This is a genomic window from Streptomyces sp. V3I8, assembly GCF_030817535.1.
Lineage (GTDB): Bacteria > Actinomycetota > Actinomycetes > Streptomycetales > Streptomycetaceae > Streptomyces.
Genome location: NZ_JAUSZL010000002.1, coordinates 4844647 through 4861159, shown reverse-complemented (window position 1 = coordinate 4861159; position 16513 = coordinate 4844647). Strand labels below are relative to the sequence as shown.

Genomic DNA, 16513 nt, shown 5'->3' with positions numbered 1-16513 from the left:
GCCTACTCAGCCTCGCTCAGCGGCGCCCCGGGGGCGTCGCGCAGGTCGAGGCCGATGTCCAGGATGGGCGCGGAGTGGGTGAGGGCGCCCACCGCGAGGAAGTCGACGCCGGTCGCGGCGTACGTCGCCGCGGTGCTCAGGGTGAGGCGGCCCGAGGCCTCCAGGAGCGCGCGGCCGCCCACCAGCGCCACGGCCTCCTCGCACTCGCCGGGCGTGAAGTTGTCCAGCAGGATCAGGTCGGCGCCCGCGTCCAGGACCTCGCGCAGCTGGTCCAGGGTGTCGACCTCGACCTCGATCGGCACGTCGGGGAAGGTCTCCCGGACGGCCGCGAAGGCCTGGGCGACGCCGCCGGCGGCGATCACGTGGTTGTCCTTGACGAGGGCCGCGTCCGAGAGCGACATGCGGTGGTTGACGCCGCCGCCCGTACGGACCGCGAACTTCTCCAGGGAGCGCAGTCCTGGCGTCGTCTTGCGGGTGTCGCGCACGCGCGCGCCGGAGCCCTCCAGGACGTCCGTCCACGCGCGCGTGAGCGTCGCGATGCCGGACAGGCGGCACAGCAGGTTCAGCGCGCTGCGCTCGGCCGTCAGCAGGTCGCGGGTGCGGGTCGTGACGCTCAGGAGCCGCTGCCCGGCCACGACGCGGTCGCCGTCCTCGACGTGCCGCTCGACCTCGAACTCGTCGGTGCAGACCACGGAGACGACCGCCTCGGCGATCCGCAGGCCCGCCACGACGCCGGCCTCGCGGGCGGTGAAGTCGGCGGTGGAGACGGCCTCCTCGGGGATGGTCGCGACCGTGGTCACGTCCACGCCGTGGTCGAGGTCCTCCTCGATGGCCAGGTGCGCGATGTCCTCGACCTCGACGGGGTCGAGGCCGGCGTCGGTGAGGAGCCGCGCGAGGTCGGGGTCGAGCCCGCACTCGGCGTACTGGGCGTGCTCGGCGGCGTCGAGGCCGTACTCGCCGCAGCCGCAGCCGTCGCCGCAGCCACCGCCGTCGAGGAGGGGAAGGTCGGGGGTGCTCACTTCTGTCACTGCTCCTGGGGACTGGGCGTGGGGGTGGCTCGAACGGAGTCGCGAGCGCGAGGGAGTGTCGGGGGGAATTCTGGGGTGTCGGTGGTGTGTACCGCGAGCGTGCGGTCCGGATTGAGCCGTACGACGATGTGGCGGCGCCAGGTGTCGTCGTCCCGTTCGCCCCGGTCCTCGCGCCAGTGGCAGCCGCGGGTCTCCTCACGGAGGCGGGCGGCGGTGACGAGGACACGGGCCACGCACAGGAGGTTGGTCGCCTCCCAGGTGTCGACGCCGGGCTCGGCGGTCTTGCCGTGCGCGTCGAGGGTGTCCCGGGCGTCGGCGTGCAGCCGCTGCAGGCGGTCGGCGGCGGTCTCCAGGGAGACCGCCGAGCGCAGCACGCCGGCGCCGTCCGTCATGATCCGCTGGATCGCGAACCGTGCCTCGGCGGCGAGCAGCGGGTGGGCGGGCTTCTCCGGCCGCCCGCCCGGCGAGGGCACACGCGCGCGTGAGCCGCTCTCCCCGTGGCCGTCGCCGCCGTGACCGCTGTCCTCGTGGCGGCCGTCCTCGTGGCGGCCGTTCTCGCGGCGGCCGTCCTCGTGGCGGTCCGCGATGTCCGCCGCGATGCGCTCGGCGTAGACGAGGCCCTCCAGGAGGGAGTTGGAGGCGAGCCGGTTGGCGCCGTGGACGCCGGTGCAGGCGACCTCGCCGCACGCGTACAGGCCGGGGACGGTGGTACGGCCCCGGGAGTCGGTGCGGACGCCGCCGGAGGCGTAGTGGGCGGCCGGGGCGACCGGGATCGGCTCGGTGACCGGGTCGATGCCGTGGGCCCGGCAGGCGGCCAGGATCGTCGGGAACCGGTGCTCCCACATGTGCGCGCCGAAGTGCCGGGCGTCCAGGTACATGTGCTCGGCGTCCTGCTCCTGCATGCGCCGCGTGATGCCCTTGGCGACGATGTCCCGGGGCGCCAGCTCGGCCAGCTCGTGCTGCCCGACCATGAAGCGCTCGCCGGCCGCGTCCACCAGGTGGGCGCCCTCGCCGCGCACCGCCTCGGACACCAGGGGCTGCTGGCCCTCGGCGTCCGGGCCCAGGAACAGCACGGTCGGGTGGAACTGCACGAACTCCAGGTCGCTGACCTCGGCCCCGGCGCGCAGGGCGAGGGCGACGCCGTCGCCGGTGGACACCGACGGGTTGGTGGTCGCCGAGAAGACCTGGCCCATGCCGCCGGTCGCGAGGACCACGGCGGGCGCGTGGACGGCTCCCACGCCGTCGTGCTGGCCCTCCCCCATGACGTGCAGGGTCACGCCGGCCGTGTGTCCGTCGGCGTCCGTGAGGAGGTCCAGGACGAGCGCGTTCTCGACCGTGCGCATGCCACGCGCGCGGACCGCCTCGACGAGGGCCCGGGAGATCTCGGCGCCGGTCGCGTCGCCGCCCGCGTGGGCGATGCGGCGGCGGTGGTGGCCGCCCTCGCGGGTCAGCTCCAGGTCGCCCGCCTCGGACTCGTCGAAGTGGGCGCCGGTCTCGATGAGGCGGCGTACGGCGTCGGGGCCCTCGGTGACGAGGATGCGCACGGCGTTCTCGTCGCACAGGCCGACGCCCGCCACCAGGGTGTCGTCGAGGTGCTGCCCGGGGGTGTCGCCCTCGCCGAGCGCCGCGGCTATCCCGCCCTGGGCCCAGCGGGTGGAGCCGTCGTCGAGGCGGGCCTTGGTGACGACGACCGTCCGCAGGCCGGCGGCCTCGCAGCGCAGGGCGGCGGTGAGTCCGGCGACCCCGGAGCCGACGACCACGACGTCGGCGTCGATCGACCAGCCGGGTGCGGGGGCGTGCAGACGTATGCCTGTGCTGGTCACGAGGCGGCTCCGAAGGTCAGAGGAATGTTGTCGATCAGCCGGGTCGTCCCGACCCGGGCGGCGACGGCGAGGACGGCCTCGCCGGTGTGGTCGTCCGGGACCTCGGTGAAGTCGGACGGATCGACCAGCGCCAGGTAGTCCAGGACGAGCGGCGGGCCGAGCCGGGCCGCGTCGTCGAGGACCAGGCGGGCGGCGGCGCGGACCGCGGCGGGGCCGCCGGGGTCCGCCTTGGCGACGGCGTGCGTGTCGGCGGCGGCGCGGGACTCGCCGATGGCGCTGAGGGCCTCGGCACGCGCGTGCGTGGCGGGCACTTCGCGGGCTCGCGCGCGCAGGGCCTCCTGGGCGGCGTGCCGGTCGCTGCCCGCGAACAGGGCCTGGGAGAGGGCGAGCGCGGTACGGCGCTCGGCGGCCGACAAGTAGCGGTTGCGGCTGGACAGGGCCAGCCCGTCCGCCTCGCGCACCGTCGGGACGCCGACGATCTCCACACCGAAGTTCAGGTCGCGCACCATGCGGCGGACCAGGGCGACCTGCTGGGCGTCCTTCTGCCCGAACAGCGCCACGTCGGGCCGGGTGAGGTGCAGCAGCTTGGCGACGACGGTGAGCATGCCGTCGAAGTGCCCGGGCCGGGTCGCGCCCTCCAGACGCTCCCCCATGGGCCCCGCGCTGACGCGCACCTGGGGTTCGCCGCCCGGGTAGACCTCGTCCACGGCCGGGGCGAACACGGCGTCCGCGCCGGCCTGCTCGGCGATCTTGACGTCGGCGTCCAGGGTGCGCGGGTAGCGGTCGAGGTCCTCGCCCGCGCCGAACTGGAGGGGGTTCACGAAGACGGTGACGACGACCTCGCCGTCGCCCGCGATCTTCCGGGCGGTGCGGATCAGGGTCGCGTGGCCCTCGTGCAGGGCGCCCATCGTCATGACGACGGCACGGCGGCCCCCGCGGACGCGTGCGTGCAGCTCGTCGGCCGTGCTCAGCAGGGCGATGGTCATCGGACGTCTCCTTCGGGGCCGCCGGAGGGACCGGAGGCGCCGGGGCCGCCCGGGTGTGCGGGCGCGTCGGCGAGTACGCCCAGGAGGTCCTCGGCGAGTTCCGGTTTGAGCAGGCCGTGGGCGAGGGCCCGGTCGGCGGTCGCGCGGGCCATCGCCAGATAGCCGGCGACGGTCTGCGGCGCGTGCTTGCGCAACTCGGTGACGTGCGCCGCGACCGTGCCCGCGTCGCCGCGCGCCACCGGTCCGGTGAGGGCGGCGTCGCCCGACCTGAGGGCGTTGTCCAGCGCGGCGCCCAGCAGCGGGCCCAGCATCCGGTCCGGGGCGTCGACCCCGGCCGCGCGCAACAGCTCCATGGCCTCGGCGACCAGGGTGACCAGGTGGTTCGCGCCGAGCGCCAGGGCCGCGTGGTACAGCGGACGGGCCTCCTCGGCGATCCACTCGGGCTCGCCGCCCATCTCGATGACCAGCGCCTCGGCGGCCAGCCGCAGCTCCTCGGGGGCGGTGATCCCGAAGGAGCACCCGGCGAGCCGCTGCACGTCCACGGGGGTGCCGCTGAACGTCATGGCGGGGTGCAGGGCCAGAGGCAGCGCTCCGGCGCGCAGGGCGGGGTCGAGGATCTTCGCCCCGTACCGGCCGGACGTGTGCACGAGCAGCTGGCCGGGCCGGACGGAACCGGTGTCGGCCAGCCCCTCCACCAGTCCCGGCAGGGCGTCGTCGGGAACCGTCAGCAGCACCAGGTCGGCCCGCTCCAGGACCTGCGCGGGTGTTACCAGCGGCACGTCGGGCAGCAGCCGCGCGGCGCGGCGCCGGGAGGCGTCGGACACCCCGGACACGGCCACCGGGCGGTGCCCGGCGAGCTGCAGCGACGCGGCCAGGGCGGGGCCCACGCGCCCGGCGCCGACGACGCCGACGGTGAGCCGCGCGGGGCGGTCCCTGGGGTCTGGCTGGGAGAATGTACTCACTCGACGGCGGCCTTCCGTTCCAGTCCGCTCGGGGTACCGGACGATTTCTCGTCATGTTAACGCGATCGGTCCGAGGCCGTTTTTCCGTCCACAGGTCCTGTCCACAGGTCGCGTCCACGGATTCCCGCCCACGGGTTCTCCTCCACAGCCTGGGGAATACGGCCCGGAGAATTCGCGTGACCCCCGCCGCGGCGTCCTGCATGATCCGGGACATGAGCGATGTGGCGCAGGGACCGGAAGTGACGGAGCGGACGTCCGAGCAGCGGCGGGAGCGGCGCAGACTCGCCTGGCGCGGTGCCCGGCGGGCGCTGTGGCGGCCCGGTTTCCGCTCCACGGTCGGTGAACTGCTGACCGGGCTGACGGACGGCGCGCCGGACGTGTACGACCTCGACCTGCCGGTGGACATGTACGGCAACGGGATCGTCGAGACGCTGGAGGAGCGGGTCGCGGGCCTGCTCGGCAAGGAGGCCGCCGCCTTCTTCCCCTCGGGCACCATGGCCCAGCAGGTCGCGCTGCGCTGCTGGGCGGGCCGTACGGGCAACGCGACGGTGGCGATGCACCCCCTCTCCCACCCGGAGGTCCACGAACGGCACTCCCTCAGTACCCTGAGCGGCCTGCGGACCGTCCACCCGACGCGCGAGCTCCGGATGCCCTCCGCCGAGGAGGTGCACGACCTGGACGAGCCCTTCGGGACGCTGTTCCTCGAACTGCCCCTGCGGGAGGCGGGTTTCGTCCTGCCCTCCTGGGAGGAACTGGTAGCCGTCACGGACGCGGCCCGCGCACGCGACGCCGTGGTGCACATCGACGGGGCCCGGTTGTGGGAGTGCGCCCCCCATTTCGGCCGCCCCCTGGACGAGGTCGCGGCTCTCGCGGACAGCGTCTACGTGTCCTTCTACAAGTCGCTCGGCGGGTTCGGCGGCGCCGCCCTCGCAGGCCCGAGGACGCTGGTCGGCGAGGCGAAGGCCTGGCGCCACCGGTACGGCGGGCAGGTCCTCCAGCAGTTCCCCACCGCCTTGTCCGCGCTGATCGGCCTGGAGCGGGAACTGCCCCGGCTGCCGCAGTACGTGGCCCACGCGCGCGTGGTCGCCGCCGCGCTGCGCGAGGGGTTCGCCGGGGCCGGGCTCCCCTGGGCCCGGGTCCACCCGGAGGAGCCGCACACGCACCAGTTCCAGGTGTGGCTGCCGTACGAGGCCGACGTCCTCGCCGAGGCGGGGACGCTGCAGGCGGAGGAGACGGGCGTGTCGCTCTTCCCGCAGCTCTGGGAACGGGGCGGGCCGAGCCTGTCGTACACCGAGGTCACGGTGGGCGAGCCGGGCCTGGAGTGGACCGCGGACGACGTACGGGCCGCGGTCACGGAGTTCGTGGCGCGCGTTCCCCACTGATCCCCGGGCAGGCCCCGCCACCCGCCCGGCGACTCCGGCCGACCCGGTCGAGGCTGCCGCCCCGGTTGAAGCGGCCGAGGCGGTCGAGGCGGCCCGGGCGGCTCAGGCGGCCGAACAGCCGGCCCCAGGCCGCCCTCGTCCGTCCGCGTGCCAGCCGCCCGGCCAGGACCGCGCGGAACCGCCGCTGGTCGCGCAGCTCGCGCACGGCCTGCCAGTCGTGGGCGCCGGGGGCGGGCGGGGTCGGGTCCCCGTGCCGCCGGGCGCGATAGGTGTCCAGTAGGTACTGCTGCGTGATGCTCATGGCGGATCGCCTTCTCGGGACGGGTACGGACGTCTCCGGGGCCGGGACCGGGATCGGAACCGTCGCCGACGGCGGTCCTGATCCCGGTTCCGGTCCCGGATGTTCTCCGTGGGCCCCGCGGTGCCCCGGTGACGCCAGCCTGCGCCCGGCCGGCCACGGCCGTCGCGTCGATTGACGGCGCTCGTCAATCGGGGGCCGGGTTGTCGGCGCCGGGGTGCACCATGAGGTCATGAGCGTGACCATCGACATCTCCGGGCTGCGCAGGGAGCGGGTGGCCGTCGTGCCCTCGCCCCTGGCCGAGTTGTGCATGGCACTGCACGCGCTGGCCGAGCCGGGTCACCATCCCGGCCTCCAGGGCTGGGCGACCGGTGTGACCGCCCGGCTCGATCCGCACCTCGCCGACCGGATGTGCGAGGCCGACTTCCTGTGGCGGACGACGTTCTCGGATCTGTTCCTGCCGTACGCGGCCGCGGGCGGCGGCGCGCTCCCGGGCGCCACGCTCGCCGAGGAGCTGGACCTGCTCGACAAACTGTCGGACGAGCAGTTCGTGGACGCGGCCCTGGAGTTCACCTGCGCGCTCCCGTACAGCGCGCCGGGCGCCTGCGCCCTCACCGACCCCGCGTCGCGCCGCCGCGCCCTGGAGCTCGCCGCCGCGCGCGGGCCGCGGGCGGCGGAGTTCACCGAGCGGCTGCTGGCCGAGCCGCCGCGGATCCGGGCCTGGCTGCGGCAGTTCCTGGAGGACTGCGACGAGGCGTTCTTCGCCGGGACCTGGTCCCGGCTGCGTCGGCAGCTCGAGGCGGACGCCCGCCGCAAGACGGACCTGCTCGGCCGCCGGGGCCTGACCGAGGCGCTGGCGTCGGTGTCGCCCGCGGTGACGCTCGACGAGGCGAGCGGCCGGATCGTCATCGACAAGCTGGGCCACGGCCACACCTCGATCCGGGCCGGCGGGCTGCTGCTGGTGCCGACCAGCCTCGGCTGGCCGCACCTCATGGTGCTGCACCGGTACGGCTGGCAGCCGGTGATCCACTACCCGGTCGGCTCCCCGGAGCTGACGGTCCCGACCTCCGTCGAACAGCTGACCCTGCGGATGACGGCGCTGTCCCATCCGGTGCGGATGCGGCTGTGCCGGAGCCTGGCGCGCAGCGCGTTCACCACGAGCGAGCTGGCGCAGACGCACGGGATGACGCCGCCGGAGATATCCCGGCACCTGGGGGTGCTCAAGAAGGCGGGCCTGCTCACCACCCGCCGCCGCGGCCGGTACGTCCTGCACCAGCTGGACGTCACGATGGTGGCCCGGCTGGGCAGCGACTTCCTGGAGGGCATCCTGCGCTGACCGCTGCCGCGCCGGCTTGACGCCGAACTGCCCGGGTCCCGCTGCCGGCTGCGGGCCGGTGGGGCCCGGTCGCGCAGTTCCCCGCGCTCCCAGACGGCCGGGGCCCGGGGCATGTCACATGGGTCGCCTGCACCCATGGCCCCTCAGGGGCCCGGGGAACTGCGCGACCGGCCACACTCGGCCGGCAGCCGACAACCGGCACCGGCCCTCCGTCCCCGCGCGCCGAGCCGCGCGCCGAGCCGCCCGATCAGCCCTGCCCGCCGGCCCGCACCAGACCCGTCTCGTACGCCAGGACGACCACCTGGACGCGGTCACGCAGGCCCAGCTTGGTGAGGATGCGGCCCACATGGGTCTTGACCGTCGCCTCGGAGAGGACGAGCCGGGCCGCGATCTCACCGTTGGACAGCCCCTGCGCGACCAGCATCATGACCTCCCGCTCCCGCCCGGTGAGCCGCTCCAGCTCCTTGTGCTGGGGCTCCTTGCCGGCGTTGGGCAGCATCGGCGCGAAGCGGTCGAGCAGACGCCTGGTCGTCGAGGGCGCCACCACCGCGTCGCCGCTGTGCACGGAGCGGATCGCGGCGAGGAGCTCACCGGGCGGCACGTCCTTGAGCATGAAGCCGGAGGCGCCCGCCTTGAGCCCGGAGAAGGCGTACTCGTCGAGGTCGAAGGTGGTCAGGATCAGCACCTTCGGCGGGTTCGGGTCCGAGCAGATGCGGCGGGTCGCCTCGACGCCGTCCAGCTTCGGCATGCGGACGTCCATCAGGACCACGTCGACGTCGCTCCCGCGCAGCACCTGCAGGGCCTCCACGCCGTCGCCCGCCTCGGCCACGACCTCCATGTCCGGCTGGGCGTCCAGCACCATCCGGAACCCGGTGCGCAGCAGCACCTGGTCGTCGACGAGCATCACGCGGATCGGCATGGGAGGTCCTCAGGTCGGAACGGATTCGAATACGTGCACGTGTCAGTGGGCGGGTTTCAGCGGCAGCAGGGCGCTGATGCGGAAACCGCCCCCGGGACGCGGCCCGGCGTCCAGGGTGCCGCCGACCATACCGATGCGTTCGCGCATACCGATCAGGCCGTGGCCCTGCCCGTCGACCCCGCCCTCCTCGTACAGCTCGTGCGGAGCGCCCTTGCCGTCGTCCTCGACGAGCAGACCGAGCCCGTCGTCGAAGTAGACCAGGCGCACACTCGCCCCCGTGTTCGGCCCCCCGTGCTTGCGGGTGTTGGTGAGGGCCTCCTGCACGATGCGGTACGCGGTCAGCTCGACGCCGCTGGGCAGCGGGCGCGGGGTGCCCTCGATCTTGTAGTCGACGGGCAGGCCGGAGCCCCGGCACTGCTCGATCAGGTCGCCGAGCTGCTCCACGTCGGGCTGCGGCACGTACTCGCCGGACTCCTGGTGCTCGCCGGTGCGCAGGACGCCGAGGAGGCGGCGCATCTCGGCGAGGGCCTGCCGGCCCGTCCCGGAGATGATCTCCAGGGCCTTCTTGGCCTGGTCGGGGGCGGTGTCGAGGACGTACGCGGCGCCGTCGGCCTGCACCACCATCACCGAGACGTTGTGCGCGACCACGTCGTGCAGCTCGCGGGCGATCCGGGCGCGCTCGGCGGCGACGGCCACCTTGGCCTGCGCCTCGCGCTCCTTCTCCAGCCGGGCGGCCCGCTCCTCCAGCTGCGCGAAGTAGGCGCGGCGGGTCCGCAGCGAGTCGCCGAGGACCCAGGCGAGGGCGAACGGGACCGTCTGGAAGACCACTATCGCGATCTGGCCGCCGACGCTCTGCTGCTCCTCCGGCCAGCGCAGCTGCGCCAGCGGAGCCGCGCACAGGCCCGCCGTCAGGGCGAGCCGGGACGCCCAGCGGGTGCCGTTCGAGGCGACCGTGAAGGTGATCACCAGCAGCGCGAAGTCGGCGGGCGCCAGCGACATGTCCAGCACCAGCTGCGCCGCGCCCATGGAGACGCCCAGGACCAGCATCGCCTCGGGCATACGCCGGCGCAGCGCGATCACCAGGCACAGCAGGAAGGTGATCGGGAGGGTCACGGCCAGATGATCGGTACCGGCGGAGTTCTCCGGCCCGGACGTTCCGCTCATGACCGAGATCCCGAGCAGGACGACGGCCCAGAAGCCGTCGACCCATGTCGGGTGCCTGCGGAGAAAGTCATAGAGACGCTGCACGTGACCCAGCGTAGGGAAGCGTGTTGTGTGCAGGGGTCAACCGGAGGATCGATCCGTGACCGGTGCTTGTACTCCCCAAGGTGGAGGCCGCCCTGCATCCGGCCTTTAACCTGGCGCGACGACGGCGACGGCGGGCGGAGGCGGGCGCAGTGCGGTGTGGGACGGCGGACGGGGTGCGCGGATGGCGCCGGGCGACCGAGGAGGCGCTGTACGGGCCTTCCGGTTTCTACCGGCGGCCGGAGGGGCCCGCGGGCCATTTCCGCACCTCGGTGCACGCGTCACCGCTGTTCGCGGGGGCCGTGGCCCGGCTGCTCGGGCTCGTCGACGAGGCGCTCGGCCACCCCGCCGAACTCGCCTTCGTCGACCTGGGCGCGGGACGCGGCGAGCTGGTGACCGCCGTCCTGGGGGCGCTGCCCGCCGAAGTGGCCTCCCGCGCGCGCGGGTACGCGGTCGAACGCGCCGCCCGCCCCGCCGGCGTCGACCCCCGGATCGCATGGCTCCCGCAGCCTCCGCCGGGCGTCGAGGGGCTCCTGTTCGCCAACGAGTGGCTCGACAACGTGCCGGTGGACGTGGTCGAGGTGGACGCGCGCGGCGTGCCCCGCGTCGTCCTGGTGAGCGCGGACGGGACGGAGTCCCTCGGGGAGCCGGTGACGGGGGCGGACGCGCGGTGGCTGGCGAGATGGTGGCCGCTCATGGCGCACGGCTCCCCCGTCCCCCCTGCCGAGGACCTCGGTATCGAAGGCCTTGGTACCGAAGGCCTCGGTACCGAAGGCCTCCGTGCCGAGGTCGGTCGTCCCAGGGACGCCGCCTGGGCGGCCGCCGTGGCGGGTCTCGGCCGCGGACTCGCCGTCGCTGTCGACTACGGGCACCGTGCGGGCGCCCGGCCGCCCTTCGGGACGCTGACGGGCTTCAGGGCGGGCCGGGAGACGGCGCCCGTGCCCGACGGCTCCTGCGACATCACCGCCCACGTGGCGCTGGACGCGTGCGTCCTGCCCGGCGGCCGGCTGCTGGGCCAGCGGGCGGCCCTGCGGGCGCTGGGCGTGCGCGGGGACCGCCCGCCCCTGTCCCTGGCCTCCACGGACCCCGCGGCCTACGTACGGGCCCTCGCGGGCGCGGGCGAGGCCGCCGAGCTGACCGCCCCGGGCGGACTGGGCGACTTCGGCTGGCTGCTGCAGCCGGTGGGGATCCCGGACCCGCTGCCCGACGGCGACCGGCTCCGTGGGTGAGCGGGTGAGCGGGTGACGGGCCGGGCCGCTCGCCCGCCCTCCGCCTCCCCGCTCGTCGACGCCCCGCGCGCCCGGCCTACTTGTCGATGTCCCCGACGACGAAGAACAGCGACCCCAGGATCGCCACCATGTCCGCGACCAGCGTGCCGGGCAGCAGCTCGGCGAGCGCCTGGATGTTGTTGTACGAGGCCGACCGCAGCTTCAGCCGGTACGGGGTCTTCTCGCCCTTGCTGACGAGGTAGTAGCCGTTGATGCCGAGCGGATTCTCGGTCCAGGCGTACGTGTGGCCCTCGGGGGCCTTCAGGACCTTCGGGAGCCGCTGGTTGACGGGGCCGGGGGGCAGTTCCGCGAGCCGGTCCAGGCAGGCGTCCGCGAGGTCGAGCGCGTTGTGGGTCTGCTCCAGGAGGCACTCGAAGCGGGCCAGGCAGTCGCCCTCCTGGCGGGTGACGACCTTCAGGGTGTCCTGCAGCTCCCCGTACGCGAGGTAGGGCTCGTCCCGGCGCAGGTCGAAGTCGACACCGGAGGCGCGCGCGATCGGCCCGCTCACCCCGTAGCCGTGCACCGCCTCCGGGGAGAGCACCCCGATGCCGCGCGTCCGCCCGCGGAAGATCTCGTTGCCGAGCACCAGGTCGTCGAACCGGTCCATCCGGGAGCGCACCCCGGAGACCACCGCACGCACGCGCGTGGTCCAGCCGGCCGGCAGGTCCTCCTTGAGGCCGCCCACCCGGTTGAACATGTAGTGCATGCGGCCGCCGGAGATCTCCTCCATGACGTGCTGCAGCTCCTCGCGCTCGGTGAACGCGTAGAAGATCGGGGTGATCCCGCCGAGTTCCAGGGGGTACGACCCGAGGAACATCAGGTGGTTCAGGACGCGGTTCAGCTCCGCGAGGAGCGTGCGGGTCCACACCGCGCGCGGGGGCACCTCCATGCCGAGCATCCGCTCGACGCCGAGGACCACGCCCAGCTCGTTCGAGAACGCGGACAGCCAGTCGTGGCGGTTGGCCAGCATGATGATCTGCCGGTAGTCGCGTGCCTCGAAGAGTTTCTCCGCGCCGCGGTGCATGTAGCCGATCACCGGCTCCGCACGCTGGATCCGTTCTCCGTCGAGGACGAGTTTGAGCCGCAGCACACCATGGGTGGACGGATGCTGGGGCCCGATGTTGAGCACCATGTCGGTGCTCTCCGCGGCGCCGCCGATACCGACCGTGGTCTCCGTCGTAGGAGTCATGCGGACAGTGTGTCGTACGTACGCTTGCGGCATGGAGACGGGGACCTCGGGACATACGGGTCGGCCGGCGGGTCCGCCGGCCCGGCCGACGACGGACGGGCCGACCTGGACAGGGCTGCCACCGGGACTGCTGCGGATGCGGCGGCTGCTGCTGGTGGTGTGGCTGGGGCTGCTGACCGTCGCGACTGCCCTGCTGCCCGGCCTGCTCGCCGGTCCCGCGTGGGCGGCCCTGGCCCTGCTGCCGCTCGCGGTGCTGCTGTGGGGCTGGCCGATGCTGGGCCGCAACTGGCGTTCGTGGCGGTACGCCGAGCGGTCGGACGACCTGCTGATCAGCCGGGGCGTGCTGTGGCGCGAGGAGACCGTCGTGCCGTACGGACGGATGCAGCTGGTGGAGGTCACCTCCGGCCCCGTGGAGCGGCACTTCGGGCTGGCGAGCGTGCAGCTGCACACCGCCGCCGCGGCGACGGACGCCCGCATCCCGGGGCTCGACCCGGCCGAGGCGGAACGTTTGCGCGACCGGCTCACCGAGCTGGGCGAAGCCCGGTCGGCGGGGCTGTGACGACCCCGCCGGACGCCCCCGTGCTGCGCGAGCGGCGGCTGCACCCCGTGACACCGCTGAGGCGCGCGTGGGCGCCGGTCGCCGTGATCGCCGGATGGGCCGTGCACGACCCCGACCAGGCCCAGCGGCAGCTGACCCGGCTCGCGACGACCACACTGCTGGCCGTCCTCGCCGCCGCCGTCCTGGGCGCCGCCCTCTACGGCTTCCTGAGCTGGTGGTTCACGCACTTCGCGGTGACCGACACCGAACTGCGCATCCGTACGGGCCTGCTGTTCCGGCGCACCGCGCACATCCGGCTCGAACGGATCCAGGCCGTCGACCTCACCCAGCCGCTGCTGGCCCGCGTGGCCGGGGTCGCCAAGCTGAAACTCGACGTCGTGGGCGCCGACAAGAAGGACGAACTGGCCTACCTGGGCCAGGAGGAGGCCCGGAAGCTGCGGGCCGAACTGCTCGCCCGCGCGGCCGGTTTCGCGCCCGAGACCGCGCACGAGGTGGGCGAGGCGCCGGCCCGGCAGCTGCTGCACGTACCGGCCGGCGTCCTCGCCGTCTCGCTCGTCCTGACCGGGGCCACCTGGGGAACGCTGGCCGCGGCCCTCGTCGTACCGCCGCTGCTGTGGTTCGCCACCCACAGCGTGTGGACGGTGCTGGCGACGGCGCTGCCCCTGCTCGGCGCGGCGGGCGCGAGCAGCGTGGGCCGGTTCATGGGCGAGTACGACTGGACCGTGGGCGAGTCCCCGGACGGGCTCCGCATCGACCACGGACTGCTCGACCGCACGCACGAGACGGTGCCGCCCGGACGCGTGCAGACCGTACGCATCGTCGAGCCGCTCCTGTGGCGGCGGCGCGGCTGGGTCCGCGTCGAGCTGGACGTGGCGGGCTCGGCCAACTCCGTGCTCGTACCGGTGGCTCCGCGCGAGGTCGCCAAGTCGGTCGTCGCGCGCGTGCTGCCCGGGGTGACCGTGCCGGCCGGACTCGCCCGGCCGCCGCGCCGGGCCGGCCGGTGCGTGCCGTTCTGGTGGCGGGGTTACGGGCTCGCCGTGACCGACACCGTCTTCGTGGCCCGGTACGGACTGCTGCGGCGCAGCATCGCGCTCGTGCCGCACGCCAAGGTGCAGAGCGTGCGCCTGGAGCAAGGGCCCTGGCAGCACCACCAGGGGCTCGCCGACGTCCACGTGGACACCGGGGCCAACAAGACCGTGACAGCCCGTCTGCGGGACGCCTCGGAGGCCGCCGAGCTGCTGTACGCGCAGGCCGACCGGTCGCTCACCGGCCGGCAGGAGGCCCTGCCGGACCGCTGGATGGCGTGAGGGCGGTGGCCGACCGCCACCGCCCTCGTCCCCGGCCCGTCCTTCGACTCTCCGGCTCTTCGACTCTCCGGCTCTTCGGTTCTCCGGCCGCGGGCTAGGAGACCACGCTGCGCAGACCCGTCAGGTCGATCTGTTCCGTCTCGTCGTGCGCGGTCAGGTCGATGACCTGACCGACCCCACGGGACTCCTCGCCCGCGGGCCTGAACCCGGACTCCGCCTCGGCCTTGTGGAGCGCGAGCGCCTCCGGGCCCACCACGTCGGCGAGGTCCTCGTTCTGCACGGCTTCCAGCGCCTCGGCGCCCTTCTCGGTACCGAAGAAGTCGAAGCCGCCCTCGCCCGCGGGACGCCGCACGGGTGCGGCCGGCGCGACCGCCACGGCCGTGGGCACGGTGAAGTGCCCGGCGGGGCGCGGGGGCCGCGCGGCGGGCGTCAGCGCCGCCGCGCCGGTCGGGGAGTGGCTCTCTTCGGCGGCGGGCCGCCGCTGTACGCGCGCCACCTCCGACGGGGTCGGCCGCGCGAGGGCCGAGCCGGGCGCCGGCGCGTGCGCGGGATCCGGCTCGGGCGCCGTACGCGTCGCGGTGGACTGCAGGGACGTCACGCCGGCACCGGCGGGCCGCGCCCGGGTGGGTGCGGTCCCGGCGGACTGCGTGCGTGCCGGTGCGGTCGCGGCGGCCGTGCGGTCGTGTCCGCCGACCGCCTCGGGCTTCCCCGGCGTCTCACCCTCCTGCCGGGTCCCGTCCTCGGCCGGAGCGGCCGTCATCGTGCCACCGGTCGCGGTCGCGCCCTTCGGCGAACCGCCGGGCCGCGGCGCCCCCTTGCCGGGGCCGCCCGGCATGGGGGCACCCTTCCGGGTGGCGCCCTTCGCGGAAGTCCGCTCGACCGGGCTCCCCTGGGGAGGCGTGGTCGGCGCGGGATCGTCCGGAGTCGGGTTGTCCGCCGGCGCGGCACCGGCCTGCGCCGGAACGCTCGTCGCAGCACCGGTCCGCGTCGGACCGGGCGCGGCGGGGGCGGAGTCGGCGGTGGGCGCCGAGCCGGCCGGCTTCACCGGAGCGGTTCCGGTGCCGGCGGCCGCCACCGCGGGAGCCTCGGTCGCGCCCTCCGCTTCGACGGCGTCGGCCTGGGCGTCAGCGCCGGCGTCGGCAGTGGTGCCGACGGTGGCGTCGTCATCGGACTCGGAGTCAGGCTCGGAGCCGGTCTCGGGGTCCGTATCGCTCCTGGGCCCGGCCTCGGCCGGGCCGTCCGCCGGAACCGCGTCGGCGTCGGCGTCCGCGATCGCCTCCGTGACCGGGCCGGTGACGGCCGCTCCCGCGAGCCGGTCCAGCGCCGAGTTGGCCTTCACGTAGAGGACCGAGGCCGCCGAGGACGCCGCGAGGGCGGCCTGGACCGTCGCCGTCGTCGCCTCGGGCACCGCCGTGCCGGCGGCCCCCTCGGGACCCGCCGTCCCGGCCGCCGCCGCTTCCGCTTCCGCCGCGGTCAGTTCCGCGACCGGGGCGGCCGTCTCTATCTCGAGGAGCCGGCGGCCCTCCAGCGCGGTGGCCCGCTCGGTCTCCGCCGTGGCGTACCGCCGCAGCAGCGCGGCGTGTTCGTTGCGCAGCCCGGCCAGTTCGGTCCGCTTGGCCCGGAGCCGTTGTTCCAGTTTGGTGCGGAGCTCCCGTGACTCCTCCAGGTCGCTCTCGAGCTCGGCGACCCGTTCCTCGTGACGCCACTCGTCGCTCGCGCGCCCGCGTGCGAGGTCGGCGACGCGCCTGCCCGCCGACTCGTCCCAGCGGCGCATGACGACCGCGCCGACGACGGCCGTCAGCGCGGCACCCGCGGCCAGCCCGCGAAGCACCCATGGTTCGGAGAACAGCCATGGCCCCACGGCGCAGACGGCGGCGACGCCCGCGATCGCCGAGGGGGGCAACAGCCGGTGCAGAGGTGGGGAATGGCGGTGACGTCCTCGTGGCATGGCCAGAAACTTACCGCGCGTAGGCGAATGATGGTGCCCCGCGAGACAAAAACGCAGCCACACCGAAACCTTCCCACCGTCCCTTCACCCGAAAATCTCCGCACGGGCCACTTCCGGCCCAGCGCCTCGGTCCGGTACCGGCACGCGCACCCGTGTCACCACCGTCGTGCCGTTTCACCGGAGCCGGGGTTTCGCATTCGGAGATCGAAAAGGGGACGCGGGCCCGAGGGGAATTCCGCGGCCCCGCCCCGTATTCGCGAACG

Annotated in this window: 13 protein-coding genes and 1 pseudogene; 5 read left to right on the top strand and 9 right to left on the bottom strand. The window is 74.6% G+C overall.

Going from position 1 to position 16513, the window contains the following annotated elements; genetic code table 11:
* Nucleotides 1–2: 2 nt before the first annotated feature.
* The 4 genes from nadC to QFZ75_RS21605 are packed head-to-tail and all read right to left on the bottom strand — an operon-like array spanning nucleotide 3 to nucleotide 4799.
* The gene (nadC, locus tag QFZ75_RS21620) at nucleotides 3–1019 is read right to left on the bottom strand and encodes a carboxylating nicotinate-nucleotide diphosphorylase (RefSeq protein ID WP_307539292.1); all 1017 of its coding nucleotides are present in this window, start codon (nucleotides 1017–1019) and stop codon (nucleotides 3–5) included.
* 5 nt (nucleotides 1020–1024) lie between these two features.
* On the bottom strand, nucleotides 1025–2851 hold the full coding sequence (locus tag QFZ75_RS21615) for an L-aspartate oxidase (protein ID WP_307539290.1): 1827 nt from the start codon (nucleotides 2849–2851) through the stop codon (nucleotides 1025–1027).
* Nucleotides 2848–3837: a pantoate--beta-alanine ligase gene (panC, locus tag QFZ75_RS21610; RefSeq protein ID WP_307539288.1), complete on the bottom strand. Its 990-nt coding sequence runs from the start codon at nucleotides 3835–3837 to the stop codon at nucleotides 2848–2850. The genes QFZ75_RS21615 and panC overlap by 4 nt, the downstream gene beginning before the upstream one ends.
* Nucleotides 3834–4799: a Rossmann-like and DUF2520 domain-containing protein gene (locus QFZ75_RS21605; RefSeq protein ID WP_307539286.1), complete on the bottom strand. Its 966-nt coding sequence runs from the start codon at nucleotides 4797–4799 to the stop codon at nucleotides 3834–3836. Before QFZ75_RS21605 ends, panC begins: the two co-directional genes overlap by 4 nt.
* Nucleotides 4800–5011: 212 nt before the next feature.
* Between QFZ75_RS21605 and QFZ75_RS21600 the strand changes: the two genes are divergently transcribed.
* A complete protein-coding gene (locus QFZ75_RS21600; RefSeq protein WP_307539284.1) occupies nucleotides 5012–6181 on the top strand; it encodes a low specificity L-threonine aldolase in 1170 nt (389 codons plus the stop codon).
* A 118-nt stretch (nucleotides 6182–6299) separates the two neighbouring features.
* Here QFZ75_RS21600 and QFZ75_RS41170 read toward each other — a convergent pair.
* A pseudogene (locus tag QFZ75_RS41170) lies at nucleotides 6300–6482 on the bottom strand (hypothetical protein); the annotation flags it as partial.
* A 229-nt stretch (nucleotides 6483–6711) separates the two neighbouring features.
* Here QFZ75_RS41170 and QFZ75_RS21590 point away from each other — a divergent pair.
* On the top strand, nucleotides 6712–7815 hold the full coding sequence (locus QFZ75_RS21590) for a DUF5937 family protein (RefSeq protein WP_307539282.1): 1104 nt from the start codon (nucleotides 6712–6714) through the stop codon (nucleotides 7813–7815).
* 247 nt (nucleotides 7816–8062) lie between these two features.
* Here the strand turns inward: QFZ75_RS21590 and QFZ75_RS21585 are convergent, their stop codons facing one another.
* Nucleotides 8063–8734: a response regulator transcription factor gene (locus QFZ75_RS21585; protein WP_307539280.1), complete on the bottom strand. Its 672-nt coding sequence runs from the start codon at nucleotides 8732–8734 to the stop codon at nucleotides 8063–8065.
* Nucleotides 8735–8776: 42 nt separating this feature from the next.
* The gene (locus tag QFZ75_RS21580; protein ID WP_307539278.1) at nucleotides 8777–9982 is read right to left on the bottom strand and encodes a sensor histidine kinase; all 1206 of its coding nucleotides are present in this window, start codon (nucleotides 9980–9982) and stop codon (nucleotides 8777–8779) included.
* Nucleotides 9983–10131: 149 nt separating this feature from the next.
* Between QFZ75_RS21580 and QFZ75_RS21575 the strand changes: the two genes are divergently transcribed.
* Nucleotides 10132–11208, top strand: coding sequence for an SAM-dependent methyltransferase (locus tag QFZ75_RS21575; protein ID WP_307539276.1), 1077 nt, complete (start codon nucleotides 10132–10134; stop codon nucleotides 11206–11208).
* 76 nt (nucleotides 11209–11284) lie between these two features.
* On the opposite strand, the gene QFZ75_RS21570 is transcribed toward QFZ75_RS21575, so the two are convergent.
* Nucleotides 11285–12436 (bottom strand): NADH-quinone oxidoreductase subunit D, encoded by a 1152-nt coding sequence (locus QFZ75_RS21570; protein ID WP_307539274.1) that lies wholly within the window; start codon nucleotides 12434–12436, stop codon nucleotides 11285–11287.
* Nucleotides 12437–12467: 31 nt separating this feature from the next.
* Here QFZ75_RS21570 and QFZ75_RS21565 point away from each other — a divergent pair, with 31 nt between their 5' ends.
* Together QFZ75_RS21565 and QFZ75_RS21560 are read left to right on the top strand one after the other, a co-directional pair.
* A complete protein-coding gene (locus tag QFZ75_RS21565; protein WP_307539272.1) occupies nucleotides 12468–12995 on the top strand; it encodes a PH domain-containing protein in 528 nt (175 codons plus the stop codon).
* Entirely contained in the window at nucleotides 12992–14302 is a 1311-nt protein-coding gene (locus tag QFZ75_RS21560) for a PH domain-containing protein (RefSeq protein WP_307539270.1), read from the top strand. The genes QFZ75_RS21565 and QFZ75_RS21560 overlap by 4 nt, the downstream gene beginning before the upstream one ends.
* 94 nt (nucleotides 14303–14396) lie before the next feature.
* Here QFZ75_RS21560 and QFZ75_RS21555 read toward each other — a convergent pair whose 3' ends face one another.
* On the bottom strand, nucleotides 14397–16250 hold the full coding sequence (locus QFZ75_RS21555; RefSeq protein ID WP_307539268.1) for a hypothetical protein: 1854 nt from the start codon (nucleotides 16248–16250) through the stop codon (nucleotides 14397–14399).
* Between the last annotated feature and the right edge of the window lie 263 nt (nucleotides 16251–16513).

What these genes read in the sequence shown, in the direction of transcription:
- QFZ75_RS21570 (WP_307539274.1), bottom strand. Translation starts at nt 12,436, where the DNA reads ATGACTCCTACGACGGAGACCACGGTCGGTATCGGCGGCGCCGCGGAG.
- panC (WP_307539288.1), bottom strand. Translation starts at nt 3,837, where the DNA reads ATGACCATCGCCCTGCTGAGCACGGCCGACGAGCTGCACGCACGCGTC.
- QFZ75_RS21590 (WP_307539282.1), top strand. Translation starts at nt 6,712, where the DNA reads ATGAGCGTGACCATCGACATCTCCGGGCTGCGCAGGGAGCGGGTGGCC.
- QFZ75_RS21585 (WP_307539280.1), bottom strand. Translation starts at nt 8,734, where the DNA reads ATGCCGATCCGCGTGATGCTCGTCGACGACCAGGTGCTGCTGCGCACC.
- QFZ75_RS21600 (WP_307539284.1), top strand. Translation starts at nt 5,012, where the DNA reads ATGAGCGATGTGGCGCAGGGACCGGAAGTGACGGAGCGGACGTCCGAG.
- QFZ75_RS21555 (WP_307539268.1), bottom strand. Translation starts at nt 16,250, where the DNA reads ATGCCACGAGGACGTCACCGCCATTCCCCACCTCTGCACCGGCTGTTG.
- QFZ75_RS21565 (WP_307539272.1), top strand. Translation starts at nt 12,468, where the DNA reads ATGGAGACGGGGACCTCGGGACATACGGGTCGGCCGGCGGGTCCGCCG.